The sequence below is a fragment of the Bacillus sp. FSL R9-9497 genome (assembly GCF_038005805.1).
GTDB classification, from domain to species: Bacteria; Bacillota; Bacilli; order Bacillales; family Bacillaceae_G; genus Bacillus_A; species Bacillus_A cereus.
In genome coordinates, this window is sequence record NZ_JBBOTY010000001.1 from 2,581,047 (window position 1) to 2,606,706 (window position 25,660).

The window sequence follows — 25,660 nt, forward strand, 5'->3', positions numbered from 1 at the left end:
TTGAAGAACCTATATCCAATAGGTTCTTTTTTAAAAATTTATGAGTAATTTCACGCACCGTATTTTTTAGAAAAAATAATAAATAAAATACTTAACAGTTACTAAAACAAAAAAACTTACATATATTGAAATTAGAACGATTGTTCAATTTTTGTATTAAACGATGGAAGGAGTCTACATTGAATAAAAGACGATATGATAGTGATTTAGCCAAAGAAATAATAGGAGAAAAAGCGATAGAGTTATTTTCCTTAAAAGGGTATACAAAAACCTCCATTGATAACATTGCTAAAGCCTCTGGTTATAGTAAAGGACATATATATTATCATTATAAAAATAAAGAAGAATTATTTGTTTATTTAGCTAAAGACAGTATGAAAAACTGGCATGATAAATGGAAAATGGCAGAAAAACAGTATACAAACGCAACTGAAAAATTATATGGAATGGCTAAATTTGTACTTTATAATTACAAAACGCCGTTATTAAGAGCGGGGCAAGAACTTGCCTCTGATCCGAGCACGAATCCTTCTACAGTTCAACAACTTTATGGTTTAGCTGTTGTCCCTTTAAAGGCATATCAACAAATTTTAGATGAAGGTATAAAAAGTGGTGAGTTTTATATGAAAAATGTTGAGGGTTCATGCCTTTTATTAGGTTCATGGCTAGGTGGATTATGTCAATTCATTCATTCAATTGAAATGGAGAAATTAGAAGTTTTATTTGAAGAAGCTATTAAAATTTTTTTACTCTCTATTTCAAACAAATATATGTAGCGTGACACGCGAATTAGAACGATTGTTCAAATCCTTACACTCGTCCGTTTTCATTATATGTATAAACAACAGGAGGTTATTTATATGGATGAGCAAAGAGTCGCAATTATAACTGGCGGCGCTTCTGGTATTGGTAAAGCTTTAGCCATTCAATTAGCAAATAAAGATATATTTGTAATTATCGCTGATATTAATGAAGCCTGTGGCCAAAACCTTGTGAATAATATAAAAAATAATAATCAACTAGCTAGGTTCGAATATTTAGATGTTACTAACGCTGGATCCGTAGAAGAACTTATTATAAAAATAGTTAATGAGTTTGGTAGAATTGATTATATGTTTAATAATGCAGGAATTGCTATGTATGGAGAAGTATACGATATGTCTTTGGATGATTGGAAACATATTATTGAAATAAATTTATTAGGAGTAATTTACGGAACACAATTGGCTTACCAATTCATGAAAAAACAAGGATTTGGTCATATCATTAATACTGCTTCTGCAACTGGTTTAGGACCAGCTCCCCTTTGTACCGCGTATGCAACAACCAAACATGCTATCGTAGGTTTAACAACTTCATTACATTATGAGGCGGAAGAATACGGTGTAAATGTAAGTGTGCTTTGTCCAACTTTTGTAGATACACCCATATTTAAAAAATCAATTGCAATTAATATGAATAAGAATCACATTATAAAACAACTAAAAACAAATAAGCCAATTTCAGCTGACAAGTTTGCTGAAATTGCACTGAAAGCTATTCATAAAAATAAATTAGTAATTTGTCCAATGCCATTAAAAAAAACGATGGACGTATTCTTTACTTTATTTCCTTATCTTCATAAAAAGCTAATGCGTTTCGTATGTCGAATTGGTCGTAAAGCAAAAATGACGGAAATATAAATATCTGATTATTTTTTATTTACAGTTAAAAATAATTGTGATAATATGGAAAAAATCAAATGCAGTGAAGAGAAGAGTAATAAAATGAATTTTTCACAGAGAGCTCCATTTAGCTGAAAAGGAGTAAAAATTCTTTATTGAACCAAGCCTCTGAGCAGCGCATCGGAACCTATTATTAGGGGATGGTGTGACGGGAGCTCCCGTTATAGAGCTATGGTATAAGCATGAGTTAGAATGCAGTACCTGATAAGGTTAATATGGTGACATATTAACAAACTAGGGTGGCACCGCGATGATAAATCTCGTCCCTAAGATTAAAAGTCTTGGGGGTGGGATTTTTTTATTGTTTTAAAACAATTTGGAAAGCGGGGGCCAAAAATGAAAAACTTTCTTAAAGATTGGAAATATCCTTTATTACTACTGTCCGGTGTTGGTATTGCGAATTTAGGAGCATGGATTTACTTAATAGCATTGAATGTACTTGTCTATCATATGGGCGGATCAGCCTTAGCTGTTGCTGCTTTATATGTAATAAAACCATTAGCCACTTTATTTACAAACGCTTGGTCTGGGAGTATGATTGATCGTTTAAATAAACGGAAATTAATGATTCACCTCGATATATATCGTGCGTTATTTATCGCTATTTTACCTTTACTTCCGTCACTTTGGATTGTTTATGTATTTGTATTCTTTATAAGTATGGCCAGTGCAATTTATGAGCCAACTGCTATGACGTATATGACGAAATTAATTCCAGTAGAACAAAGACAACGTTTCAACTCATTACGTAGTTTAATAGGATCTGGTGCATTTTTAATTGGTCCAGCGATAGCAGGGGTTTTATTAATTGCGAGTACACCAGAGATTGCTATATATATAAATGCTATAGCATTTCTGTTATCAGGATTCATTACATTACTTTTACCTAATCTTGATAAGAAAGAAGCTTCGGATACAACAAGTAATACATTATCTCTTACAGTATTAAAAAAAGATTGGAACACTGTTATAAATTTTAGTAGAAAACATGTGTATGTCGTATGCGTGTACTTCTTATTTCAAAGTATGTTCGTATTAGCAACCGCTACTGATTCACTTGAACTATCGTTTGCGAAAGAGGTATTACTACTAACAGATAGTGAATATGGTTTTCTAGTTAGTATAGCTGGTGCAGGATTTATTTTAGGTGCCATAACAAATACAATTTTGTCAAAGAAATTAGCACCTTCACTTCTAATTGGAATAGGATCATTATTCATTACAATTGGTTATTTAATTTATGCTTTTTCAAATGTATTTTTAATAGCTGCTATTGGATTCTTTATTTTATCTTTCTCTATGGCGTATGCAAACACAGGATTTTATACCTTTTATCAAAATAATGTCCCTGTCCATATCATGGGACGGATTGGGAGTATATATGGGCTTGTGATTGCTGGCATCACCATTTTAATTACGATTTTGTTCGGAGTTGCAACTCAATTTATTTCTATACAACTTGTGGTTATTGTAGGCTCATTGGTAATGCTGCTTATAACTATCATATTGTGTGTATTTACTTTATTGCCCTCACATTCTAAAGTGCATTCCTCTGAGTCAATCAATTCAAAATAGTAATCTTGGTTTTGATTTACGGTATTCAATTGGAGGGTTTACCCTCCTATATATGGAAATATAAGAAGGGTGAACAATATTGATAAACGAGGGTGGTTTTTGTAATGAAAACAAAAGATCAAATAGACAGCATTGTAAAAGAAATGCATCAGCATATAGATTTCTCTGGGATAATTTTAGTAAAAGAAGAAAAAGGCTTAGTCTATGAAGAGGCGTTTGGTTACGCAAATCGCAATGAATGTATAAATAATACGCTACAAACAAGGTTCGGAATTGCCTCCGGTTGTAAAATATTCACTGCTATCGGTATCTGTCAACTTGTTGAGAAGGGGATAATTACTTTTCAAACAAAGTTAAAAGAGTGTTTACGTATAAACTTTCCAAACTTCAATGAAGATATTACAATACATCACCTTTTGACGCATAGTTCGGGTATTCCAGATTATTTTGATGAAAGTATTATGGATAACTTCGAAGATCTTTGGGAACAAACTCCTATGTATCTATTAAAAAATTTAAAAGACTTCTTACCATTATTCCAAAGCAGAAATATGATGTTTGCACCTGGAAGTAAGTTTCACTACAATAATGCAGGTTTTATCATACTGGGATTAATAATCGAAGAACAGACAGGATTTGAATTTACGGAATATATAGAAAAAAACATATTCAATCCAATTGGTATGAATGATTCTGGCTATTTTTCTTTAGATAGTTTACCAAGACACACAGCTTTAGGATATATAAAAGACGAAATTAACCAAAATTGGAGAACAAACGCCTACTCTATACCAATAAAAGGTGGTTCTGATGGTGGTGCTTTTATTACTGCGCCAGACATGCTGAAATTCTGGGAAGCGTTATTTAACTATGAAATCATAAGCCGAGAATATACAAACATGCTTTTAACTCCTCATATGCAAGTAAATAATAATCAGTCTTACGGCTATGGAATATGGATTGAAACAAGAGAAAACAAGATATTCAAATATCATGTAATGGGATATGATCCAGGAGTCAGTTTTCGCTCAGCCGTATATCCAGGCTTAGGTATTACAGTAGTTATTCCGTCAAATAAAGGAGCGGGTCCTGAAAAGATAATGAAAGAATTAGAAAACTCTTTTTCATAAGGTTAAAAGAGTTTATGAACGCATTAATAAATGCAAAAAAGACGTACTATTTATTTGTACGTCTTTTTTGCATAAACAATGCTTAAAACTGATGGGAAATCACATTCTATATTTTATAATTTTTATTAGCTAGTATATTTAAAGTATGGAATGAAAAGAAGCGAATATAATTTTCAAATGTAAACAAGTAAATAGGAGGACTCTAAATGGATATTCTATTTGTTATTCTACTTGTTGTTTTTATAATGATATTAATGCAAGGTAAAGAATATAAAGTGAATATTAATCGTATTTGGTTCATTCCGACTTTGCTGTGCTTTGCGACAATCCAGTCTATTATTCATATGGGACAATTAACTATATTGAAAGTATTACTATTCGTTGTAATGCTGGGGATTGGATTGGGTCTTGGAATGATTAGGGGAAAAGTTTTAACATTTCGATTAGATAGTGAAACAGGTCATGTATTACGAAAAGGAAATTGGTTAAGTACAACTATTCTACTTGCCATTCTAGGTACGAAGGTTTTGATTAAACAAAGTATGTTTTCTAGCAGTACTCACTATACATTAATGGTTGTAACAAATACCTTTTTATGTATCACATTAGGTACTGTAATTAGTAAACGATATTATATTTGGAAAAAATATAATGAATTAATACAAAAAACATGAAAGTATTCATCCATTGTTTAACAGCGCCGTGAACGGTAATACTAAATAACATTGAACTTTTACAACAAGGGATGATAATATGATATTCATTTATACAGATTTTGGCGGAACACATTCAACTTCACTTGCTGCAGCTTATCATTTAAATAAATTACCAACGGATCGCAAGTTAACGAAAGAAGAAATTTTGAATGTAGATTACTTTAATAAATTGAAAACAGAAGATATGGGCAAAATCATTTTTCATGGAATAGACGAAAATGGTAATCCGGTTTATACAATTGGATGTGGTGCATCAAAAGTCGTTGTACCTGCGATGAAACATTTAGGAGAGATTTTGCAAAAACATTATCAAAGTCATGAAAAGATTATTTTTTCTAATACATCACCAACAGTGCCTTTACCAATGACTTTCGGTGGTCTGTTTTCTAGAAGATTTCACATCGACTTCATCGGCGTACCGTTACTCGTATGGGGAGCGAAACTTTGCTGTGATAATATACAAAGGCTTGTTAGTTATACAAAAGAAGCTGGCCGATTAACGAATGATTATGTTGTAATTTTAGATAATGAAACTTTTAAATAGTATATGATAACAAGAAAATCGAGCAAATTCCTTGATTTTCTTTTTTATTTGTGAAATAGACAAGAAATAGTCACATTTAATATGCATCTACTATAGCCAAAACAATAAAGTCCTGTTACTATTACAGGGATATTCTCTTTTCGTAACATAAATATATAGAAAAGTCAGAAAAGAGGAATTGAATTAAGGGAGGAACAACATGAAGCGTGTTGCTTGGATTACTGATAGTACAACTGCGAGTTTTAAAACAGAAGGAGATAACTTTGTTATTCCAATTGAAGTTATTATTGATGGTGTGTCGTACAAAGATTGTGAAGAAGGTGTGCGTGAGCGCGTCTATAATGCGTTAAACGAAGGTAAAACTGTCACTACATCACAACCTAACATAGGGGAAATGGTAGAGTTATTTTCGAAATGCAAAGAAGAATATGAAGAGGGATTTGCAGTTGCTATTAGCGGAAAAGTAAGTGGAACTTATCAAAACATGAAGTTAGCTGCAGACATGGCAGGTTTCCCATTAACGGTATTGGATAGTGAAACAACAAGTTATCCAATGGATGAACTAATTAGAAAAGCGAAATCGTTATACAATGATGGTATGACGTTACAAGATATACACAAAACATTAGTAGATGAAAAAAGAAGACCTTTCCACGTATTCCCGAAAAGTTTAAAAGGCCTTTACGCAAGTGGACGTGTAAAGGGAGTTCAATTTTTACTTGGAAGTTTATTAAGTGTCAACTTAATATTAGAAGTAAAAGGTGGAGAGCTTTTACTTGAAAAGAAAGTTCGCAAAATCCAAAAATGTCGAGAATACATTAAAAATGAACTCGAAAAAGAATTACCAAAAGTACTTCATATGTTCCATGCTAACGATAAAGATGGAGCTGAGGAATGGATTTCAGATATTAGAAAAGCATTCCCTGAAATGGACTTTAAACTATATCCATTACCAATTTCATTTGCGGTTCATGCAGGTGAAGGTACAATAGCAATTAGTTATTAAGAGGAAAACCCGTGAATAATTCACGGGTTTTTTATTTAATTAAATTGAAATTGGAGGCATATCACGTCGCCATCAAACAAAAAGGCTCATTTTATTGTTTTGAGGAGCAACCAATCCCTCAACTTGATTTGAAATTAAAAATATAAACCTTTGCCTACTGGCTGAACAGTTTCTAGAACAGTATCGACCATTTCTTCATTGATTAGGGTTCTTATAATCCAGGCTGAGAGATCTTGAGCAGCAAAACAGCCTGCAGCAGTCGAGATATTTCCTTCGTTTACGAAACTTTGTTCAATAACGTCTACATCAAATTCTTTAAGCTGTTCTACTACGGACGGATATGTAGTGGCTTTCTTACCTGTTAGTAATTTTTTAGCTCCTAGTAGTAATGAACCAGAACACATAGATCCTATTAATTGTCTTTGAGGATCTACATGAATGCTATTCAGATACTCTTGATTTTTATATAAATTTTGTACACCCTTACCACTTGCAAATATTACAGCGTCAGCAGACGGAATATCAGATATGCTTCCTGTCATGGGAATACGTAAGCCAGACATGGATATATGAGTTTTTCCCGTTCCTAATAGTTGAACGTCCCAATCAGAAATACCGCCAACTAAACGTACACGATTTAATAAATCCCATGGTAGAAAAACATCTATATCAGTAAAGTTATCAAAACAGACTATTGCAATTTTCATTTTCTAATCCCTCATTCCGTATGTATGTCCCCTAATTTAGAATATAAACTGCTCCTTTTTATGTTCTATATTAAGTTGTAAATTCCTGTATATTCTATGCGATGGAAATTTAATTAAATAAAAGGATTATACACCTATAAAATATGTGGCATTCAAATATCCCATACATAACGTAAATAATGTTGTTTCGAAAGTTTAAAGGGTTTTTAAATATAAAAATAGAAATCTATATAAAAAAATATATAAATGGTAGTGATGCTATGAAAATAGGTAAATTTGGAGAATTAAATAACATAAGTATTGATACAATTAGACATTATATGGACCTGGGTCTCATTATTCCTGAAAAAAGGGGAGGGCATTATTTTTTTGATGAGTATTGTCAAATAGATTTAGAACTTATATTACATTACAAAGATCTAGGATTTAGCTTGAATGAAATTAAAGAACTATTTTTTTATAAAAATTTAGCGAAATCTATGAATTACGAAAATGATACTTTTTACCAATCTTTATTTAAATTGAAATATGACAAGATGGAACAGGAAATAGAGCTTTTGGGGAAGAGGCGGGATAAATTAAAGGAAGTGTTACATAATTTATCTATAGAAACTGAAATTTCGAGTTCAATTTTAGGGGTAGATTTAAAAGTACTTCATTTATTTAAATGTGTTAAGTGTAACGGAAATTTAATTCTTGAAGATGGCATTATCAATAAAAATCAAATTATTGAGGGAAAGTTAATTTGTAATTGTGGTGAAGAATACGCGATTATTTCAGGGGTTTTAACAGCTGGCAACTCATTGAAAGCGTGTGAAAAGACATCACTTGAAGATTCTATTTCGGATTATATCCATGAAACTGATACTGCTTTTTTGGAAAATGTTCAAAGAGGAGGAGAATGGGCGAAAAAGAAACTAATGCAACTAGATTTAAATGAAAAAATACTACTTGATTTAGGATCTGGTATTGGGTTCTTTTTACGAAATATTTATGAAGAACTACCGGAAGAGTGTTTATATATTGCTGTTGATCGAGATTTGAATAAACTTTTACTTTTAAAAGATGTAATTGAGAGAAGAAATGTGAAAAGAAATATTGTATTTATCTGTGCCGATTTTCTAAACATACCTATTCAGAATTATTCTATTGATATTGTAATTGATCAATCAGGTACAAGTAATTATAGTTTTGAACATGAGGAGTTCTTATTGTGCGAATTAAATTCCTTTTTTAAACACAATAGTTATTTATTAAGTTCGTTTATTTTATTTAATAAATTTAGTATAAATAGCCAAATTGCACCTAGACTCAGAGTGAATTTTACATCTGTAAAAGTAACGAAAGAAATCCAAAGTTTACAGTTTCAATCGATTGATGAAAGTACTTCAAATTATTTGACACGAGGAGGAAAGTACGAGGATTTCTTTGTTCAAGGAGAAGAAATTTATACATATTCATTTTTCGGAAAAAGATAAGGGCAATCCCGTCAAAAAAAGTCCGGTTTTATAACTGGACTTTTTTGACGATTTATATTTATACTCTTTGCGATTAAAAGACAAAGAGTATGTTAATCTACATGTTTAGCACTCACATGACACTCTCTTGTCGATGTATGTCTAGTAAGAGAAAAGATAGCCAAACCTAAAGACAATAGAACTAGAGATCCACCAACCCAGGCCATATTGGCGACATTATGTACTTGTTTTAAAGCTATACCTCCAACTGCAGAGCCGAGTGAAATTCCTATTTGTAGGGCTGAATTATTAAAACTTTGCTGTATATCTGACGTATCCGGGGCAGTTTGGATTAAATAACTTTGTTGAGGTGGTGCAAGCCCCCAACTCAATGCAGCCCAAACTATCATAACAGGAATAAATAGGATAATAGAAACTGCCGTAAACGGTAATATAAATAAGATTAGAGCAAATAGAGTAATAACTATCACAATACTTTTTTGAGCGCCTATTTTATCTGATAATACACCGCCAAACGCTCCGCCACTTACTGCAGCTATACCAAACACTAAATAAAATATGCTAATCCAATAAGGGCTTAGGTGAAACTTATTTTCTAAAAAAGGAGTAAAATAAGCATATAAAGTATAGTGTCCTGCTAACATAAACATGGTAGCTAGATGGGCAGATCCTAGTTTAAGACTACAAACGGCCTTTAATTGGATAGATAAAGGAGTTCGGTTTTCCTCTCCAGGTATTTTATCTAAAAATACTGAAATTAAGATAATAGACCCCAATGATAAAATAGCTATACATAAAAAAATAATTCTCCAGCCAAATGTGTTTGAAATTAATATGCCTAGTGGTACTCCTAGTACAAGTGAAGAACTAATACCCATATAAATTAATCCTAATGCTTTTGCTCGATAAGCGGGATTAACAATTTTAGCTGCAATTGTTAGGGAAAGTACTACAACTAAAGCAGTACTCATAGCAGTTAAAATTCTTGCTATCATCATAAAAGTAAAGTTCGGACTAAAATAAGTAAGTAGATTACCAATTAGAAAAATGTAAAGTGAAATAATATATAATTTTTTTCTTTCCACTTTACTTGTGAAAATCAATAATACAGGACCTGCTATTGCATAAGTAAAGGCGAAAATTGTAATTAATTGACCAGCGAAACTTAATGAAACATTAAAATCTTTAGCGATGTCTGGCAATATTCCTCCAACGATAAGCTCTACAAGACCTACCGCTATCGTTGCTAAAGCTAATATAAATACTTTGAAATTCATTTTTTATATTCCCTTCTCTGCATTATTTACCGTAGAACAAAAAAAACTCCTGACTACAAACGCTAAAAGACGCATTTTGTAGTCAGGAGTTGTTGGTTCCTGGTAGAGACCCCCAAGCCATATTCTTGGAGTTATACATGATTCTCATATGTAATTAATCAACGTAATAGAAGATACCATATTATTTTTTAGATTTCAATAAAAAATTTGCATTTGTACATGTGATCTTATTAATCATTTTATTTTTTATCGTTGTAGGATGCACTAATATCTTCAGTTGATGTGCACGGGGTTAACCCCATCTTTTTTCATTTCTTTGTAGTAATTTTTAAACACAGTGTATTGATATTGGGTTAACCCGAGAATTTACACTTTATGTAATACAAAGAAAAGTGAGGGGAAAGTGATGGGAAGTTTACGATTACATATAGAAAATAAAAAAAGAAACCAAGAACTAAGAAATATTTGTTTATATTCAATTGCAAAAACAGTATCACTATTCGGTAGCTCTATTTATAGTTTTGCATTAGGATTGTATGTTTTACAAATAACCGGATCTGCGTTAAATTTTGCGATTACGCTCATATTAGGAACAATTCCAATGATTGTTATGAATCCATTTGCTGGTGTCATTGCTGATAAGGTTGATAAAAAGAAACTCGTCGTTTGCATGGATGTATTAAGCGGGTGCTTATTAATAACTGTTTATATATTAAGCAACTATTATGGATTAAACTTATTCATTATTTATACTACTACCTTTCTTATGACAGTATTTACAACGTTTTTTGGAATAGGATTAGAGGCCGTAAAACCGAATATGGTTACTAAAGAACGGTTAATGAGTATTAATTCTATAAGTAAAATTATCGATTCTATATCTTTAATTTTAGGGCCTATGTTAGGGGGCATTGTTTTTGCAGTCTTTGATATAAAAACTTTTATCATTATTAACGGCATTTCATTTATCCTTTCGGCTATATCCATATTGTTTATAAACTTTAAATTGTGCGAGCAAAACATAAATGAGGAATGTTCAATTAGAGAAATTAATTTTATTGAAGATATAAAGGAGGGATACTCTTACTTATTGGAGCGGAAAAGCTTAAAAAATACTTTTAGTATTTTAATTTCACTTAATTTCTTTTTAGGCTTTGCTGTAACTGTTCCATTGCCATACATTATTAACACAGTTCTCAATCTTAGTTCTAAGCAATTTGGTATGATTCAAGGGACTTTTCCGATAGGTATGATAGTTGGTGCAATATTAGTAAAAAAGATAACTGATTGTTTTTCTTATTCTTATCTATTGAAGAAAATAAGTTTTATGTTGGCAATTTTTATGATAGTTTCAGGAATACCTGTTTTATTTAAATCTATTGTAGTAAATAATTTGGTATATGTTACTACGTATTGCATGATTATGTTCTTTTTAGGATTTATGATAGCACAAATTGATATTCCTTTAATGTATTTCATGCAAAATGAGATTCCTGAAGAATATAGAGGAAGAGTTCTTAGTATTGGATTAAGCTTAGGTAAAATAATGCAGCCAATAGCACTTGCAATATCAGGACTATTATTAAATTTTATTCCAGCCTATACGCTTCCCATTGCAGGGGGGATTGTATTTTTTATTTTGAATAAAATTTTAGCAAATAAGTTAAATTTAGAAATTTATTCAAAAGATTATAGTGTTTAACGTAACTTAAAAAGCGCAGGATTAGAATCCTGCGCTTTTCTATCGTAATTCAGCTGTTTTTCTAATAACGATCTTATCAATTTCATCTTCTTCATCACCAATAAATAATCCTCGTTCTTTTAAATATGCTTCAAAATATAAATCTGCTTCAGCGCGTTCGTCATATGGCTTTACAGAGAGAACGAAACCTAATTTGTTTTGTTCTTCTAAATGAGAAGTGGAGATGTAAGCCGGTACATTATGGCGTAAAAAGAGTTCTTTAACCGGAATAATCATATCTTTCATTAATTTCGTTAGCATACCCATTTCAAACTCGAAATTAAAGCGATCTATACTAGATAAATCAGCGAATACTACACCGATAAAACCTGTATTAAATACTTCTTGATATTCTACATCTTCGTCATGGCCGCCGTAAAAATTCTTTTCGATTAAATAATTGACAAAATAAGAAACGCCATCACTTTGTTCAAATGGTTTCGTTGAAAGAACAAAGCCAATTTTCTTTTGTTTATGTAAATACACACATGACATGTATGCTGAAATGTTATGTTCTTTAAATAAAGCACTTGTTGCTCCAGAGAGACCATCTAATACGTGATGAACAATTTGAAGTTTTTTACGAGCGAAATAATAGGATTTCTTTTGTAACTCCAATGTATCAATAAAGACAGAGCCGATAAAGCCTGTATTTGAAATAATAGGTGCTTGCTTTTTTCTTCCTCTGCGCTTTAATGGAGCCATTGTTAAAATCATCCCTTCATGTACGTTTAAAATAAAAAGAACATTTGTTCGTATATTTATATTTTACTATTAAAACGCTATAAAGTAAAGGGTTTTTGATGAAAATATAACAAAAAAGACACCTTATAAAAGGTGCCTTAAACGCTGTAGGGAATAGGGTTTACCCTAACTATTTATATTATGATACAGAAACAATCTCTTCTGTATCTTCTACATCTAAATGACAGTCCATAGTACGAACATCTTGATCTTCATGACTTCCGAAATAAATAGTAATTTTCATATGTATCGCTCCTTTATTCTAGGAATACCTAAAATAATTACTAGTAATGTTAATATTTATTATATACCACTTTTTTCATTCCGACAACGTTATATCATTTTTAATTATTTTAAACTATAGAGCACAATTTAAAGAGGTACTTTTTATAGAAAAAGGTAAATTTCTAATATGTTATATTTAATATAGAAGAATTCGAGGAGTACTTTTTATGAAAAGGAGAACTATTGATGAATTATAAACAACTACTAATAGATAACTTTGCATTTAAAACTTCATATGTTGCGCAATTTGTGCCCGGAATGAGTATAAAAGAAACGCAAGATTATATTGCTGTTGATTGCGGATTACCTGCCGATACATTCAATATCATCACTCTACTAAACAATAATTTAACGGTAGGGATAGAGAAATTATATAAGGAGGTAGACTACTATAATCAAAAGAAAATTCCAATGAGTGTTTGGTTATGGGATGAAGAGCAAGAGCGGGATATAAAAAGCGAGTTAATTAAAATTGGTTTAAAAGAAGTGGAACAGAATATTGCGATGGTAGCAGACTTAAAAACAATTTCTCCAACAATAAACATGCCAGTAAGTTTTACAATTCAACAGGCATCTTCACCTGCACAAATAAAAAAATTTGGAGAAATGTTAGCTAATCTATTCGGCACATCAGAAGAAGGTATACATGTACAAGCATTCTATAATCAAATTTCTAATCTTGATTTATGGAACAGTGAAAATATGAAACTATTTTTAGGATTTTATGAAGGGGAAGTCGTAACTGTTGGTTCATTGATATGTTCAAAAGATAGTATTGGTATTTATGATATCGCAACTAAAGAGGAAATGAGAGGACGAGGATTCGGATCTACTATGTTCAATTTCCTTCTGCAAGAAGCACAAAAATTAAAAAATATGTATTGTGTGTTACAAGCTTCACCCGATGGAATCAACATTTATAAAAACTCGGGATTTCAAGCTATCGGCAAAATGACTGTATTGGAAAATCGACATTTAATTGAGTAAATCATTCAAGTTAAATCGTCTTTATATAGGAGCTTATAAATCGTTATGAAAAAGATATATCTCGTTACAATAATTTGTGCCTTTATAGTAATAAGTATCTTTGTTTTTCAGAAAATAAATGAACATAAGTATACTAAAGCTATTAATCAATCAAATCATATAAAAAATATCGCACATAGAGGTGCTTCTGCGTATGCACCTGAACATACAATAGCAGCATATCAATTAGGCCAACAAATGAATGGAGATTATATAGAAATTGATCTTCAAATGACAAAAGATGGACATTTAGTGGCTATGCATGATGAAACATTAAACCGTACAACGAATGGTACTGGGCTGGTAAAAGAGCATACATTAGAAGAAATAAAGCAACTAAATGCTGGCTCTCTTTTCAATGAAAAATATCCGAACTTAGCAAAGAAAGACTTTGAAGATGCTAAAGTTCCAACACTAGAAGAAATTATTGAAACGTTCGGGAATGGTGCAAACTATTATATTGAAACAAAATCACCAGATGAATACGCTGGTATGGAAGAGAAGCTATTAGAAATTATAAAGCACTACGAAATAAGTGATAACGTTATTATTCAATCATTTAGTGAAGAAAGTCTGCAAAAAATTCATAGTTTAGATGTTACTTTACCGCTAGTACAATTACTACCTTACAAAAAGGCAGTTCAATTAACTGAATTAGAGATAAAAAAGTATAAAACATACTGCATCGGTCTTGGGATGAACTATAAATATATTGATTCCGCTTATGTAAAGAGAATAAAGAAACACGGATTAGAAGTTCATCCATTTACTGTAGATAATGAAAAAGATATGAAAAAGTTACTTTTATGGGGCGTTGATGGGATGTTTACTAATGATCCGGATCGTTTACATTCAATATTATTGGATTTGAAAAGTCATGAATAAGAAGTGTTATTCATAAAGGAAAAATTTACACAACCTGTATATTAGGATTATCAATGCAAGAAGGCATGTAGCATATAAAAAGAAAATACCAAAAACCGCAACTGGAAGACTTAAGTTGTGGTTTTTTTATTGCTTCGATTTCAACTTACAAAGTTTGAAGCTAGAAGTGAAAACCTTTTTAGCTGAATTGGCTTCCTATGTATTTGTACTTCGTATCGTTGTAGGTATATGTACAACCCGTGAGACGAGTTTTGCATAGGATAATAGAAAAGGAGATGTTGCATATTGAAATACCACAATAGAAATGTAAGTAATCTGAATAAATTAGCGGATAATACGAAAGCTGCAGCTTTTAAGTGGTATCAGTACTGTATCGACAATGGAATTGAAGTATTAATTTATGAAACAATCCGAACGGTCGAGCAACAACGTGAATATGTTCGTAAAGGAGCATCACAAACGATGCGCTCATATCACTTAGTAGGACAGGCATTAGATTTTGTTCCAATTCAGTCGAATGGTACAGAAGATTGGAATGGCTATAATAAAGAACCGTGGGCATCAGCAATTCGTTATGCTAAACAAATTGGTTTTGAATGGGGCGGTGACTGGAAAGGATTTGTAGATAGCCCGCATTTGCAATATAACTACAAAGGATATGGAACGGATACTTTTGGAAAAGGTGCTCAAAACGTAGTGGCTCCTCCCACGTCGAATGATAGTGTAGGGATTGCTTATATTAACGGTAGTAATGTAAATTTACGAAAAGGACCTGGTACTGGATATGGCGTTATTCGTCAATTAGGGAAAGGAGAGTCCTACAAAGTATTTGGGCAATCAAATGGCTGGTTAAATCTCGGTGGCGATCAGTGGATTTTTAACGATCCATCATATATTCGTTATATGGGAGGAAATGTGCCAACACCTTCACAATCATCAAATGAGGGTATAGGTGTAGTTACTATAATCGCTGATGTATTACGTGTTCGTACCGGCCCAGGAACAAATTACGGCATTGTGAAAAACGTGTATCAAGGTGAAAAATATCAATCATTTGGATATAAAGATGGTTGGTATAATGTTGGTGGAAATCAATGGGTTTCTGGTGAATATGTTACGTTTGTAAAGTAAAAATAAGAGCCGTCCTGTTGGGCGGCATTTTATTTTAAATATTCATAGGGCGAGCACTCATGATATCATTCGTGATACATAGATTATAATTTTTCATTCTAATAATCAGAAAGTAATCAAAATGTAATTAATTTCAACTACGCTTTTTATATTTTTTTGATACACTGGCTACGAGGGGGATACCAATTAAGGTGGGTAAAAACCAAAACCATATTGGCGGAAGTAAATTTATAATGGGAATATGGATGCCGACATTTACTAAAAGTGCGGTGACTGCACCTATATAAGAACCTAACATACCTCTAATGTGGTGATGGAGCCAATTTTTCCAACGTTTTTTTCGTGCAAGGTATCCATAAATCGCAAATGAATAAGAGAAGATTGCTACATAAAATAAATATGCGATTTTATCCCAGTTTATAATGGATAATATAATGGCAGTAACGGTGATAACGACATAGGATGCGTGATATATTTCACCCCATTCCGTATGTTTACCTTTCTTCTTTTGAGCAACCATCGCTATTATCCCAGTTATTAAACATATCATTCCAAATAATATGTGGATGGTTAAAAGAATGTTGAAAATGCTCATCATAATTCCTCCCTTTTTATTTTTATAGTATTGCAGCATAGGAGAAAAGTTGAAACATATTGTTTATTCACTTTAATATATTGAAGTAAAGGTACTTCAAGAACAAGTTTAAACGGACAAATTTTTCTTGAGTTTAGTGAGACACGTATTACGTGAAATGAAGGAGAGACTTCCATGTTTACATCTATTACATATTTACAATCAGGGAATGACAAGCAACAAAAAGTATATGATGTTTTGAACAAACTAAATATTATGGAGGATTTAGCTTTATATAATCCCGTTCTTTGCGGGACAATCCCTATAAGAATTGATACTCCTCAATCTGACTTAGATATTGTAATGGAAGTATATAACTTTGATGTTTTTGAGCAGGAAATGAGATCTTTATATGGTTCTTATAGAGGGTTCAATATAAAAAAGAAAAAAATGAAAGGTACTGAATCGATAAAGGTGAATTTTGAATTCGAAGGTTTTGAATTTGAATTATTTGCTCAACCTAAGCCAGTGCGTAATCAAAATGCATATAGACATATGATAGTGGAGCACATGTTATTAATGCAGCATCCCCATATAAGGGAAGAAGTTATTCACTTAAAGGAACAAGGTTTAAAAACAGAACCTGCTTTTGCTCAAGTATTAAATATTGACGGAGATCCTTATGAAGAACTTATTTTATTAGGGCAGGAAATGAAATTGTGGTAAATAAGATACGTAAAAAAATCCTCCAAAAACAAAAGAGGATTTTTTTATGCTGTTAACTTCCGAATTAATTCACTGAGCAATTTAACCCCGTAAGTCATTTGTTCTGGAGAAGCATATCCATACGATAAACGAATGTACTGATCTGATTCTTCTTCATAAATACGTCCCGGGTTTAAAAGAATTCCTTTTGATAGTGCCTCTGAAAATAGTTTTTTCATCGGAATGTTATGTACAACCTTTAGCCATATAAAAACTCCACCACTAGGAATATCCCACGATGCAATATCTGCACAATATTTATTTAAAGCTCGTATCATTATTTGTCTTTGTTCTTTCAGGTGCATTCTTACGTTTGCTACATGTTCTTCATAAAAACCTTCATTTATCCATTCAGCAGCTACTCTTTGAGATAAAGAACTCGATCCATAGTCTGTTTGCATTTTTATATCTGACAATCTATCAATAACAGGTTCTGGTCCGATTATCCATCCAATTCTAAGTCCTGGGCTAAGTGTTTTAGAGAGACTACCAATATATAATACATGTTCATGTTTATCCATCGACTTTAAAGGAGCTGGAGGTGATTCATCAAGCCATAACTCTCGGTAAATATCATCCTCGATGATAGGCAATTTCTCTTTTTCACATATTTTTAATATTTCTTTTCTTCGCTCTTTGGACATCAATATCCCCGTTGGATTTTGAAAACAAGGGATTGAATATAAAATATTATTCTTTTGACTATATTTAATTCGTTTTAATAAGTCGTTAGGTAAAATACCGTGATAATCCATTGATATACCGGATAAATTTATATTTGCTGATTGAAAAACATGAAGTGAATATAAGTAAGAAGGTTGTTCAAGTAAAACAGTTGATTTTCTATGTAAAAGACCAATTGATATTAAATGTAATGCTTGGAGTGCACCAGACACTATTAATATAGAACCCGGTGATGCATGTATTCCAAATGATCTTACATATTTGCTTATTGCTTCACGTAACGGATAAAAACCTTTTTGTTCTTCGTATCCGAAATAATCTAATTCCTCACTGACGTTTTTTATTATAGATTGCATAGTTTCGAGCGGGAAAAGATGAGGTGCAAGTTCACCTTTACTAAGATGGATAAGCGTTTTATTTGCTTCTGCTGCATTTATTTTTCGCACCATTAACTTACTTGGTTTATGAATACCTGTCTTTACATATTCACTCCAATCAGGCGGGGGATTAGTTGCTAATAATGACCATGTATTATTTGTTACAATTGTTCCTGCTCCGATTTGTCCTTGAATTAAACCATCTGCCATAAGTTCATCTAGCGCAGTTATTACAGTACTTCGATTTACATGAAATAATTTTGCTAACTGCCGCTGACTAGGGATTTTACTTCCAATTGGCCATTCTCCGTTTTCAATTTTTTCTTTCATATAGTCTATTATCTGCCGATATTTGGGCACTTTTTTATCGTTTGTCATATAAAAAACTCCCTCGTTTATTTAAAAGATTCAAAGTGGTTGGTTTTTCCGATAAATAACTGGTTGAAGACATTGTATCAACTATTAAATATGATGAAAAGAAATAATTGGTAATTTAAAAATGGTTGGTTTATTAGGGAGGGAGAGAAAACATGCATAATAAAAAATGGGATTTACGCATTATATGTGCTCACGCTTTTACAATTCTTATATGGGGAACTGCTTTTCCAGCAATTCGTATGGGGCTTGAATCTTATACGCCGGAACACCTTACTTTACTACGCTTATTAATCGCTTCATTTATACTTTTGTTATTTTCATTTATATACAAACTACGACTACCGGATTTAAAGGATATCCCAGCAATTTTTATATTTGGTGCTTTAGGGTTTACTATTTATCACATCGCATTAAATTACGGCGAAAAAACAGTCAATGCTGGATCTGCAAGTTTAATAATTTCAGTCACTCCAATAGTGACGGCAATTCTTGCTTTTGTTTTTTTGAATGAAAAAATGAAATTAAATGGCTGGATCGGTGGTGTAATGAGTTTTGCAGGAATTGCCTTAATTTCATTTAGCCAAGGCGACGCTATTCAATTAAATAGCGGGGGGTTATTTATATTATTAGCGGCGATTTCAGAAAGTCTATTTTTCGTTTTCCAAACATCTTACTTAAAAAAATACGGCTTCTTACCATTTACCATATATACAATTTTGTCTAGTACTATATGTATGCTTATTTTCTTACCCGGAGTTTATCAAGAAATACTAGCAGCTCCTCTTGAAGTTAACTTGAGCGTTATATATTTAGGTGTCTTTCCAACAGTACTCCCGTATATTGCATTGGCCTATATTATATCTCGTGCTGGTGCTTCTGAAGCAACAAGTTCTCTATATTTAACGCCAATAACTGCGTGTTTCATTGCTTGGATATGGTTAGGAGAAGTGCCAACTTTAGTTTCGATAATTGGCGGAGTGATTACTATACTTGGAATTGTGATTGCTCATATACCAGTATTAAGAAAAGAAAAACATGGGAATTTAGCAAATAATCAATCCGTATAATGTAATTCAATAATGACTTTAAGATACTTTTTTATATAGTTTCTTTCTTATGTTGATAAATATAATATTTTGTATTTCAGTTAAATATTGTATGTTACATTTTATGTAGTAAGCATTTTAAAAGGAGCTGACAACATAATGAATGGAAAAAGAAAAATTTTCACATGTATTTCTATTGTAGGAATCGGACTAGCTAGTTTTTCTAATTCTAGTTTCGCAGCAAGTGTAACGGACAATTCAGTACAAAATTCTATTCCCGTAGTTAATCAACAAGTAGCTGCTGCAAAGGAAATGAAACCATTTCCGCAGCAAGTTAATTATGCAGGTGTTATAAAACCGAATCATGTTACACAGGAAAGTTTAAATGCTTCTGTAAGAAGTTACTACGATAATTGGAAAAAGAAATATTTGAAAAATGATTTATCTTCTTTACCTGGTGGTTATTATGTAAAAGGAGAGATTACAGGTGATGCAGATGGGTTTAAGCCACTTGGAACTTCAGAAGGTCAAGGGTATGGGATGATAATTACAGTATTAATGGCTGGTTATGATTCGAATGCTCAAAAAATCTATGACGGTTTATTTAAAACAGCAAGAACTTTTAAAAGTTCTCAAAATCCTAATTTAATGGGATGGGTTGTCGCAGATAGTAAAAAAGCACAAGGTCATTTTGATTCTGCTACTGATGGAGATTTAGATATTGCGTATTCTCTTCTTCTTGCTCATAAGCAGTGGGGATCTAATGGAACAGTTAATTATTTGAAAGAAGCACAAGACATGATTACAAAAGGTATTAAAGCTAGTAATGTTACAAATAATAACCGACTAAATTTAGGAGATTGGGATTCTAAAAGTTCACTTGATACGAGACCATCTGATTGGATGATGTCACACCTTAGAGCATTTTATGAATTTACAGGTGATAAAACTTGGCTTACTGTTATTAATAATTTGTACGATGTTTATACGCAATTTAGTAATAAGTACTCTCCAAATACAGGACTTATTTCAGATTTCGTTGTAAAAAACCCACCACAACCCGCACCTAAAGACTTCTTAGAGGAGTCAGAATATACAAATGCATATTATTACAATGCTAGTCGGGTACCATTGAGAATTGTAATGGACTATGCGATGTACGGCGAGAAAAGAAGTAAAGTCATTTCTGATAAAGTTTCTTCGTGGATTCAAAATAAAACGAATGGAAATCCTTCTAAAATTGTGGATGGTTATCAATTAAATGGATCTAATATTGGTAGTTATTCAACTGCTGTATTTGTTTCACCGTTTATTGCTGCAAGTATAACAAGTAGCAATAATCAAAAGTGGGTAAATAGCGGTTGGGATTGGATGAAGAATAAGAGAGAAAGTTATTTTAGTGATAGTTATAATTTATTAACTATGTTATTCATTACAGGAAATTGGTGGAAACCTATACCTGATGATACAAAAATACAAAATCAAATAAATGATGCAATTTATGAAGGATACGATAATTAATTAAATTTGAGAATGGTTACTCAAGAAAGGAATTAGCATACGCTAGTTCCTTTTTAATATTTTGTAAAACATTATCCATTCTAAAATTTGCATAGATATACTTGCTTTTTTCATATACATAGTTACTAATGACTCGATTTTTTCGTGAGAGGAGCGTATTTCTTGGAAAAAGTATTATTTTTCGGAGACCCAGGTATTGATGACTCATTTGCCATTATGTATGGCTTACTGCATCCCGAAATTGAAATTGTCGGTATTGTAACTGGATACGGAAATGTTGAGCATATACATGCTGCACATAATGCAGCGTATATTTTACAGTTAGCAAATAGACAAGACATTCCTGTCATTAGTGGTGCAACAAAACCACTTACAGAAGAAATTACTACGTACTACCCTGAAATTCACGGAGCAGAAGGATTAGGTACCATCCATGTTCCAGAAAGCGTATTATCTATTCCAATATACAATTTTGGCAGTATTGCTGCGATTCTTATAAATTACGGAAAAGATTTAACGATTGTTGATGTAGGAAGATCTACCTCGTTAGCAATTGCTTTTAATTTGTGGAATGATTTAATGCTAAATGTAAAAGGAATCTATTTCATGGGTGGTGTTTTTTTAGAAGTAGGAAATGTTACGCCGTTAGCAGAGGCAAATGTGTATGGAGATCCTATAGCAAGTAAAATTGTTTTCCATCAAGCAAAGAATTTATTAATATTCCCTTTAAATGTAACAAACAAAGCTGTGTTAACACCAAATGTGTTTGACTATATTCAAGCTAATTCAAAGAATCCATTCCATACGATAATGAAACCAATGTATGATTACTATTTTTCTGCATACCAAAAACTTAATCCATCTATCGAAGGGCCATTGCTTCATGATGTGGTTGCTATAAGTGGATTAGTAAATCCAAACTTTTTTGAATTTGTACATCGTACAGTGAATGTTGATACATACGGAGATACGAAAGGACAAACATTTGCTGATTTTCGCCTTAGCTCTATATCTGAAGGAGCCCATATAGCATTAGAAATAGATGAACAAAAATTCATTCAAGATTTTATAAAAATTATGTTATAAGTTGTTGTCGAAAAAGGGAATTATTTCAATGCGTTGAATATAAACATACATCCTCTATATAAGGGAGCTTACAATATTGAATATCCAGTTAAAGGTTGTTACGAGAGAAAATTGGGAAGAAGCATTAAAACTACAAGTTAAAGAAAATCAGTTGAAATTTGTTCCACCCGTAGCAGTTTCGCTTGCTAAAGTATATATAAAACCAGATGGTGACAATGTAGAGTACATACCATTCGCTATATACCATGGTGACCTTATGGTTGGTTTTGTTATGCATGCTGTTGTAAGAGAGACATCGGATATGTATTGGATTAACGGATTTATTATTGATCAATCGCAGCAAGGTAATGGTTATGGAAAAGCAGCATTACGAGAAAGTATTAATATAATAAAAAATACTTTTAAATCGTGTAAAGAAATAAGATTAACAGTACATAAAGATAATCTCTCTGCAAAGAAATTATATGAACGATATGGTTTCATATCATTAGGACAAGAGTATGATGGTGAGCAAGTATATCGTTTATTTGTTTAACTATTAGGAAGTAAAGGTGTGAAATGAAATATGCAATTTACTGAAGTGAAAATTGAAGTGTTCATTCCTGAAGAATATATTGAAACATTAAGGGATGAATTAAATAAAATTGGAGCATGTAAAACGGGCGAATATGACCATTGCCTTTCCTATAGTTCAGTGAAAGGATATTGGAGACCTTTAGACGAGGCATCTCCTTTTAATGGAGAAATTGGGCGAATATGCGAAGGGCAAGAATGTAAAGTTGAAATAAAGTGTAAACGAGAAATTGTAAAAGATGCTCTTGAAGTTATTAATGATATTCATCCGTATGAAACACCTATGATTTATATTATACCAATACTAAATGACTATTTTGAGCAACTATACATTGAATAACTAGGAGGGATATCAATTGAAAAGTAAATTCCATCATATTGTACGAGCAGTCATGATAAAAAATGAAAAAATATTAGTTGCTGAATATATTGGCCATCATTATTTTTTACCTGGTGGCCATATTGAAATTGGAGAATCAGCAGAGAATGCATTAATAAGAGAGCTAAGGGAAGAACTTGGAGTAAACTGTAGTATACAACAATTTTTAGGAGTCATAGAAAATCAATGGCAAGATAAAGAAGTGCTTCATCATGAAATTAACCACATTTTTGAAGTAGAGTCACAAGATTTACATACGGACTTAACACCGAAATCTAGCGAGTCTCATTTAGCATTTCACTGGATAGATTATAATAAAGAAGCCTTAAATCATTATGAAATCATGCCAATGCCATTAGTGAAGGAATTACTAGAAAGAAAGTTAAGTGATGAACTACTAAATTGTTGGATAAGTAATTTTTAAATCACTCTATTTATATTAAATAGGTCCATCGCAAGGATATAAAGAAAATAGGCTAAAAAACAAGGTACATCACCTAGTGTAAGTTCATATTTTGTTGATGTACGCATTTAGTCTATAGTCTTGTTTCTATTTTGTTTACAAAAATATATAAACTTTAACGTTTGGGCGAAATTTATATTTATAAATGGAGGGGTTCGTAATGAATCAGTTTCAACATGAATTACAAACATTAAACCTTAATGATTATCAAACTGGTAATGTTGTGTATTGGGATCAACAACAAAGTCAATATCCATATTATTACATCCAAGGCGATGCACGTCGTTGTGGCGGATGCGGAGGTTGTGGTGGACGCTGTGGCGGTTGTGGCGGCGGCAGATGTGGTGGTTGCGTAGGTTGTGCCGGATGTTTTGGTTGCTTTAATTGCTGGAACTGGTGGATCATTTAAGTATAGAAGATCAAAACTATTTTACATGAAAGAAAGGTGTAAATACTGTTTATACTTTTCTTTCATGCTGTAATTTTGTATTAGGATTAAGGAGGATTTATTTGTATACATACGAAAAGTTGACTTCTTGGGTAGAGAATATAAAAGAAAAAAATCATAGTTCTGCTACAGCACTTTGTATTATAAAAAATAATAAAGTCGTATTAGAGCATTATAGCGGTTATCACTCAAATACAGCGACTAATAAAAAAGTAACTGCATCTTCGCAATTCAACGTTGCTTCTGCTAGAAAAAGTTATTTAGGATTAATGATAGCGTATGCGCTTTACGAGGGGAAAATAAACTCTATTGATGATGAAGCGATAAAATATTTTAAAGACTTTGATCCTGCATTGCTTGGTAAAACAACGATAAGACATTTAGTAACACATTCGCACGGATTAGAAGAAATGAATGACGGGACAATTTTTCGTGAATTTGAACCGGGACAAGCATGGGCATATAGAGATATTAATGTAAGAATGATGACACGTCTTATTTATCAGCTATATAACAAAAGTTTTCCTGAATTGTTAAAGGAGCGTGTTTTTAAGCCTGCTAATTTTCAAGAAACAGGTTGGAGAGTTCAGCGAGATGAAAATTTAGTTGGCGTTGTTAATAATCCAAATGAAGACGCAATTAGTGAAATTGGTACGGTAGATGACGGTACTGAAAAAAATCTGTTTGTCTCAGCTAGAGAATTTGCTTATTGGGGCAACCTTCATTTAAATCAAGGTGTGATAAACGGTAAGCAAATTGTTCCAAAAGAAGTTATAAAAATCGCTACGAGTTTGCAGAGTCCAACATATGTAAATAAAGAGCTACCACAAAATGGCTTGTTTTGGTTCGTTCAAAATGAATCTGCACAATTAAGCGAACTTGGTGAACGTGTTCCAAAAGGGTCATATCAAATATTAGGGATTACTGGACCGACTATTTTAGTAATACCTGAATATAATGTAGTTGTTGCAAAAATGTATAACAAAAGATATAACTACGGCGGTGATAATTACTTATATTATTTACGTGAATTTAGTAATTTAGTCGCTGATACATTTAGTAACGGTAATAGGGCATAATTACTCCTATAACAAAAAGGAGTGATTGTAAGTGAAAGATAAAGTGAACAAAAATAAAAAACAAAATATAAAAGATGTAAATACAGAGCAAAATGCAATTTATAGCGATCCTAAAGATGCAGCTAATATGCAAACTGTACCGCAGCCGAAGGATTTTGATGAAATCGAATATTAATTTTTCATCCGACTATATGATGAATGAAAAATACGTCTTAAGTCTCATCACATATAAGAAATTATTTGATAACATATATACATAAGCATTTGAAAATGGCTTATCTTAACAAAGCTTTCTTTAGAAACATCTGATATAACCTG

At 32.1% G+C, this 25,660-nt stretch carries 27 protein-coding genes, 1 riboswitch and 1 other annotated feature; of the genes, 22 read left to right on the forward strand and 5 right to left on the reverse strand.

Features of this window, described 5'->3' with window-relative positions; all coding sequences use genetic code 11:
* Positions 1–179: 179 nt before the first annotated feature.
* The 7 genes from MKY21_RS13270 (at position 180) to MKY21_RS13300 (ending at position 6,695) form a co-directional block, all read left to right on the forward strand.
* Positions 180–776 (forward strand): TetR family transcriptional regulator C-terminal domain-containing protein, encoded by a 597-nt coding sequence (locus MKY21_RS13270; protein WP_001042683.1) that lies wholly within the window; start codon positions 180–182, stop codon positions 774–776.
* An 84-nt stretch (positions 777–860) separates the two neighbouring features.
* Positions 861–1,682, forward strand: coding sequence for an SDR family NAD(P)-dependent oxidoreductase (locus MKY21_RS13275; protein ID WP_000344372.1), 822 nt, complete (start codon positions 861–863; stop codon positions 1,680–1,682).
* A gap of 55 nt (positions 1,683–1,737) precedes the next feature.
* Positions 1,738–1,995: a binding site (T-box leader), on the forward strand.
* A 65-nt stretch (positions 1,996–2,060) separates the two neighbouring features.
* Positions 2,061–3,299 carry an MFS transporter gene (locus tag MKY21_RS13280; RefSeq protein ID WP_206904760.1) on the forward strand — a complete coding sequence of 413 codons (1,239 nt, stop codon included), beginning with the start codon at positions 2,061–2,063 and terminating at the stop codon, positions 3,297–3,299.
* Positions 3,300–3,403: 104 nt separating this feature from the next.
* Positions 3,404–4,429: a serine hydrolase domain-containing protein gene (locus MKY21_RS13285; protein ID WP_000849938.1), complete on the forward strand. Its 1,026-nt coding sequence runs from the start codon at positions 3,404–3,406 to the stop codon at positions 4,427–4,429.
* Between the two features lie 206 nt (positions 4,430–4,635).
* Complete coding sequence (locus tag MKY21_RS13290; RefSeq protein ID WP_000353195.1) at positions 4,636–5,103, forward strand: DUF1453 family protein; 468 nt, start codon at positions 4,636–4,638, stop codon at positions 5,101–5,103.
* Between the two features lie 79 nt (positions 5,104–5,182).
* Positions 5,183–5,689 carry a DUF3189 family protein gene (locus MKY21_RS13295; protein WP_044797683.1) on the forward strand — a complete coding sequence of 169 codons (507 nt, stop codon included), beginning with the start codon at positions 5,183–5,185 and terminating at the stop codon, positions 5,687–5,689.
* Between the two features lie 199 nt (positions 5,690–5,888).
* A complete protein-coding gene (locus MKY21_RS13300; RefSeq protein ID WP_016118012.1) occupies positions 5,889–6,695 on the forward strand; it encodes a DegV family protein in 807 nt (268 codons plus the stop codon).
* Between the two features lie 134 nt (positions 6,696–6,829).
* On the opposite strand, the gene MKY21_RS13305 is transcribed toward MKY21_RS13300, so the two are convergent.
* The gene (locus tag MKY21_RS13305; protein WP_000684442.1) at positions 6,830–7,402 is read right to left on the reverse strand and encodes a DJ-1/PfpI family protein; all 573 of its coding nucleotides are present in this window, start codon (positions 7,400–7,402) and stop codon (positions 6,830–6,832) included.
* A 260-nt stretch (positions 7,403–7,662) separates the two neighbouring features.
* On the opposite strand from MKY21_RS13305, the gene MKY21_RS13310 reads away from it, so the two are divergent.
* Positions 7,663–8,880 carry a methyltransferase domain-containing protein gene (locus MKY21_RS13310; RefSeq protein WP_341076485.1) on the forward strand — a complete coding sequence of 406 codons (1,218 nt, stop codon included), beginning with the start codon at positions 7,663–7,665 and terminating at the stop codon, positions 8,878–8,880.
* Positions 8,881–8,972: 92 nt separating this feature from the next.
* On the opposite strand, the gene MKY21_RS13315 is transcribed toward MKY21_RS13310, so the two are convergent.
* Positions 8,973–10,157, reverse strand: a complete 1,185-nt coding sequence (locus tag MKY21_RS13315) for an MFS transporter (protein ID WP_341076488.1) — start codon at positions 10,155–10,157, stop codon at positions 8,973–8,975.
* 59 nt (positions 10,158–10,216) lie between these two features.
* Positions 10,217–10,316: riboswitch (purine riboswitch) on the reverse strand.
* A gap of 247 nt (positions 10,317–10,563) precedes the next feature.
* On the opposite strand from MKY21_RS13315, the gene MKY21_RS13320 reads away from it, so the two are divergent.
* Positions 10,564–11,859 (forward strand): MFS transporter, encoded by a 1,296-nt coding sequence (locus tag MKY21_RS13320; protein ID WP_044797681.1) that lies wholly within the window; start codon positions 10,564–10,566, stop codon positions 11,857–11,859.
* Between the two features lie 39 nt (positions 11,860–11,898).
* Here the strand turns inward: MKY21_RS13320 and MKY21_RS13325 are convergent, their stop codons facing one another.
* Positions 11,899–12,603, reverse strand: coding sequence for a hypothetical protein (locus tag MKY21_RS13325; protein WP_044797680.1), 705 nt, complete (start codon positions 12,601–12,603; stop codon positions 11,899–11,901).
* A 510-nt stretch (positions 12,604–13,113) separates the two neighbouring features.
* Here MKY21_RS13325 and MKY21_RS13330 point away from each other — a divergent pair.
* The 3 genes from MKY21_RS13330 to MKY21_RS13340 all read left to right on the forward strand — a co-directional run bounded on the left by MKY21_RS13330 (position 13,114) and on the right by MKY21_RS13340 (position 15,969).
* Positions 13,114–13,914 (forward strand): GNAT family N-acetyltransferase, encoded by an 801-nt coding sequence (locus MKY21_RS13330; RefSeq protein ID WP_341076496.1) that lies wholly within the window; start codon positions 13,114–13,116, stop codon positions 13,912–13,914.
* Between the two features lie 45 nt (positions 13,915–13,959).
* Positions 13,960–14,838, forward strand: coding sequence for a glycerophosphodiester phosphodiesterase (locus MKY21_RS13335; protein ID WP_016118016.1), 879 nt, complete (start codon positions 13,960–13,962; stop codon positions 14,836–14,838).
* Between the two features lie 285 nt (positions 14,839–15,123).
* The gene (locus MKY21_RS13340; protein ID WP_044797677.1) at positions 15,124–15,969 is read left to right on the forward strand and encodes an SH3 domain-containing protein; all 846 of its coding nucleotides are present in this window, start codon (positions 15,124–15,126) and stop codon (positions 15,967–15,969) included.
* Positions 15,970–16,102: 133 nt separating this feature from the next.
* Here the strand turns inward: MKY21_RS13340 and MKY21_RS13345 are convergent, their stop codons facing one another.
* A complete protein-coding gene (locus tag MKY21_RS13345) occupies positions 16,103–16,564 on the reverse strand; it encodes a hypothetical protein (RefSeq protein ID WP_000021726.1) in 462 nt (153 codons plus the stop codon).
* Between the two features lie 174 nt (positions 16,565–16,738).
* On the opposite strand from MKY21_RS13345, the gene MKY21_RS13350 reads away from it, so the two are divergent.
* A complete protein-coding gene (locus MKY21_RS13350; protein ID WP_000495176.1) occupies positions 16,739–17,269 on the forward strand; it encodes a DUF4269 domain-containing protein in 531 nt (176 codons plus the stop codon).
* A gap of 44 nt (positions 17,270–17,313) precedes the next feature.
* On the opposite strand, the gene pdxR is transcribed toward MKY21_RS13350, so the two are convergent.
* Positions 17,314–18,747 (reverse strand): MocR-like pyridoxine biosynthesis transcription factor PdxR, encoded by a 1,434-nt coding sequence (gene pdxR / locus MKY21_RS13355; RefSeq protein ID WP_000180306.1) that lies wholly within the window; start codon positions 18,745–18,747, stop codon positions 17,314–17,316.
* A gap of 152 nt (positions 18,748–18,899) precedes the next feature.
* On the opposite strand from pdxR, the gene MKY21_RS13360 reads away from it, so the two are divergent.
* From MKY21_RS13360 to MKY21_RS13400, 9 genes are all read left to right on the forward strand, one after another.
* Complete coding sequence (locus tag MKY21_RS13360) at positions 18,900–19,814, forward strand: DMT family transporter (protein WP_061664609.1); 915 nt, start codon at positions 18,900–18,902, stop codon at positions 19,812–19,814.
* Positions 19,815–19,952: 138 nt separating this feature from the next.
* Positions 19,953–21,314, forward strand: a complete 1,362-nt coding sequence (locus tag MKY21_RS13365) for a glycosyl hydrolase family 8 (RefSeq protein ID WP_001013599.1) — start codon at positions 19,953–19,955, stop codon at positions 21,312–21,314.
* A 162-nt stretch (positions 21,315–21,476) separates the two neighbouring features.
* Positions 21,477–22,400 carry a nucleoside hydrolase gene (locus MKY21_RS13370; RefSeq protein ID WP_044797674.1) on the forward strand — a complete coding sequence of 308 codons (924 nt, stop codon included), beginning with the start codon at positions 21,477–21,479 and terminating at the stop codon, positions 22,398–22,400.
* 76 nt (positions 22,401–22,476) lie between these two features.
* Complete coding sequence (locus MKY21_RS13375; protein WP_001025613.1) at positions 22,477–22,935, forward strand: GNAT family N-acetyltransferase; 459 nt, start codon at positions 22,477–22,479, stop codon at positions 22,933–22,935.
* A gap of 30 nt (positions 22,936–22,965) precedes the next feature.
* Positions 22,966–23,313, forward strand: coding sequence for a divalent cation tolerance protein CutA (cutA, locus tag MKY21_RS13380; RefSeq protein ID WP_001160788.1), 348 nt, complete (start codon positions 22,966–22,968; stop codon positions 23,311–23,313).
* A 16-nt stretch (positions 23,314–23,329) separates the two neighbouring features.
* The gene (locus tag MKY21_RS13385) at positions 23,330–23,776 is read left to right on the forward strand and encodes an NUDIX domain-containing protein (protein WP_000836840.1); all 447 of its coding nucleotides are present in this window, start codon (positions 23,330–23,332) and stop codon (positions 23,774–23,776) included.
* A gap of 199 nt (positions 23,777–23,975) precedes the next feature.
* Positions 23,976–24,224, forward strand: a complete 249-nt coding sequence (locus MKY21_RS13390) for a heterocycloanthracin/sonorensin family bacteriocin (protein WP_001071345.1) — start codon at positions 23,976–23,978, stop codon at positions 24,222–24,224.
* Positions 24,225–24,325: 101 nt separating this feature from the next.
* A complete protein-coding gene (locus MKY21_RS13395; RefSeq protein WP_044797673.1) occupies positions 24,326–25,342 on the forward strand; it encodes a serine hydrolase domain-containing protein in 1,017 nt (338 codons plus the stop codon).
* 31 nt (positions 25,343–25,373) lie between these two features.
* Entirely contained in the window at positions 25,374–25,517 is a 144-nt protein-coding gene (locus MKY21_RS13400; RefSeq protein ID WP_000653680.1) for a hypothetical protein, read from the forward strand.
* Positions 25,518–25,660 lie beyond the last annotated feature (143 nt).

Excerpts from the sequence above, each read along its gene's own strand:
- MKY21_RS13275 (WP_000344372.1), top strand. The coding sequence starts at position 861 with ATGGATGAGCAAAGAGTCGCAATTATAACTGGCGGCGCTTCTGGTATT.
- MKY21_RS13280 (WP_206904760.1), top strand. The coding sequence starts at position 2,061 with ATGAAAAACTTTCTTAAAGATTGGAAATATCCTTTATTACTACTGTCC.
- MKY21_RS13285 (WP_000849938.1), top strand. The coding sequence starts at position 3,404 with ATGAAAACAAAAGATCAAATAGACAGCATTGTAAAAGAAATGCATCAG.
- MKY21_RS13290 (WP_000353195.1), top strand. The coding sequence starts at position 4,636 with ATGGATATTCTATTTGTTATTCTACTTGTTGTTTTTATAATGATATTA.
- MKY21_RS13295 (WP_044797683.1), top strand. The coding sequence starts at position 5,183 with ATGATATTCATTTATACAGATTTTGGCGGAACACATTCAACTTCACTT.
- MKY21_RS13300 (WP_016118012.1), top strand. The coding sequence starts at position 5,889 with ATGAAGCGTGTTGCTTGGATTACTGATAGTACAACTGCGAGTTTTAAA.
- MKY21_RS13305 (WP_000684442.1), bottom strand. The coding sequence starts at position 7,402 with ATGAAAATTGCAATAGTCTGTTTTGATAACTTTACTGATATAGATGTT.
- MKY21_RS13310 (WP_341076485.1), top strand. The coding sequence starts at position 7,663 with ATGAAAATAGGTAAATTTGGAGAATTAAATAACATAAGTATTGATACA.
- MKY21_RS13315 (WP_341076488.1), bottom strand. The coding sequence starts at position 10,157 with ATGAATTTCAAAGTATTTATATTAGCTTTAGCAACGATAGCGGTAGGT.
- MKY21_RS13320 (WP_044797681.1), top strand. The coding sequence starts at position 10,564 with ATGGGAAGTTTACGATTACATATAGAAAATAAAAAAAGAAACCAAGAA.
- MKY21_RS13325 (WP_044797680.1), bottom strand. The coding sequence starts at position 12,603 with ATGGCTCCATTAAAGCGCAGAGGAAGAAAAAAGCAAGCACCTATTATT.
- MKY21_RS13330 (WP_341076496.1), top strand. The coding sequence starts at position 13,114 with ATGAATTATAAACAACTACTAATAGATAACTTTGCATTTAAAACTTCA.
- MKY21_RS13335 (WP_016118016.1), top strand. The coding sequence starts at position 13,960 with ATGAAAAAGATATATCTCGTTACAATAATTTGTGCCTTTATAGTAATA.
- MKY21_RS13345 (WP_000021726.1), bottom strand. The coding sequence starts at position 16,564 with ATGAGCATTTTCAACATTCTTTTAACCATCCACATATTATTTGGAATG.
- MKY21_RS13350 (WP_000495176.1), top strand. The coding sequence starts at position 16,739 with ATGTTTACATCTATTACATATTTACAATCAGGGAATGACAAGCAACAA.
- pdxR (WP_000180306.1), bottom strand. The coding sequence starts at position 18,747 with ATGACAAACGATAAAAAAGTGCCCAAATATCGGCAGATAATAGACTAT.
- MKY21_RS13360 (WP_061664609.1), top strand. The coding sequence starts at position 18,900 with ATGCATAATAAAAAATGGGATTTACGCATTATATGTGCTCACGCTTTT.
- MKY21_RS13365 (WP_001013599.1), top strand. The coding sequence starts at position 19,953 with ATGAATGGAAAAAGAAAAATTTTCACATGTATTTCTATTGTAGGAATC.
- cutA (WP_001160788.1), top strand. The coding sequence starts at position 22,966 with ATGCAATTTACTGAAGTGAAAATTGAAGTGTTCATTCCTGAAGAATAT.
- MKY21_RS13390 (WP_001071345.1), top strand. The coding sequence starts at position 23,976 with ATGAATCAGTTTCAACATGAATTACAAACATTAAACCTTAATGATTAT.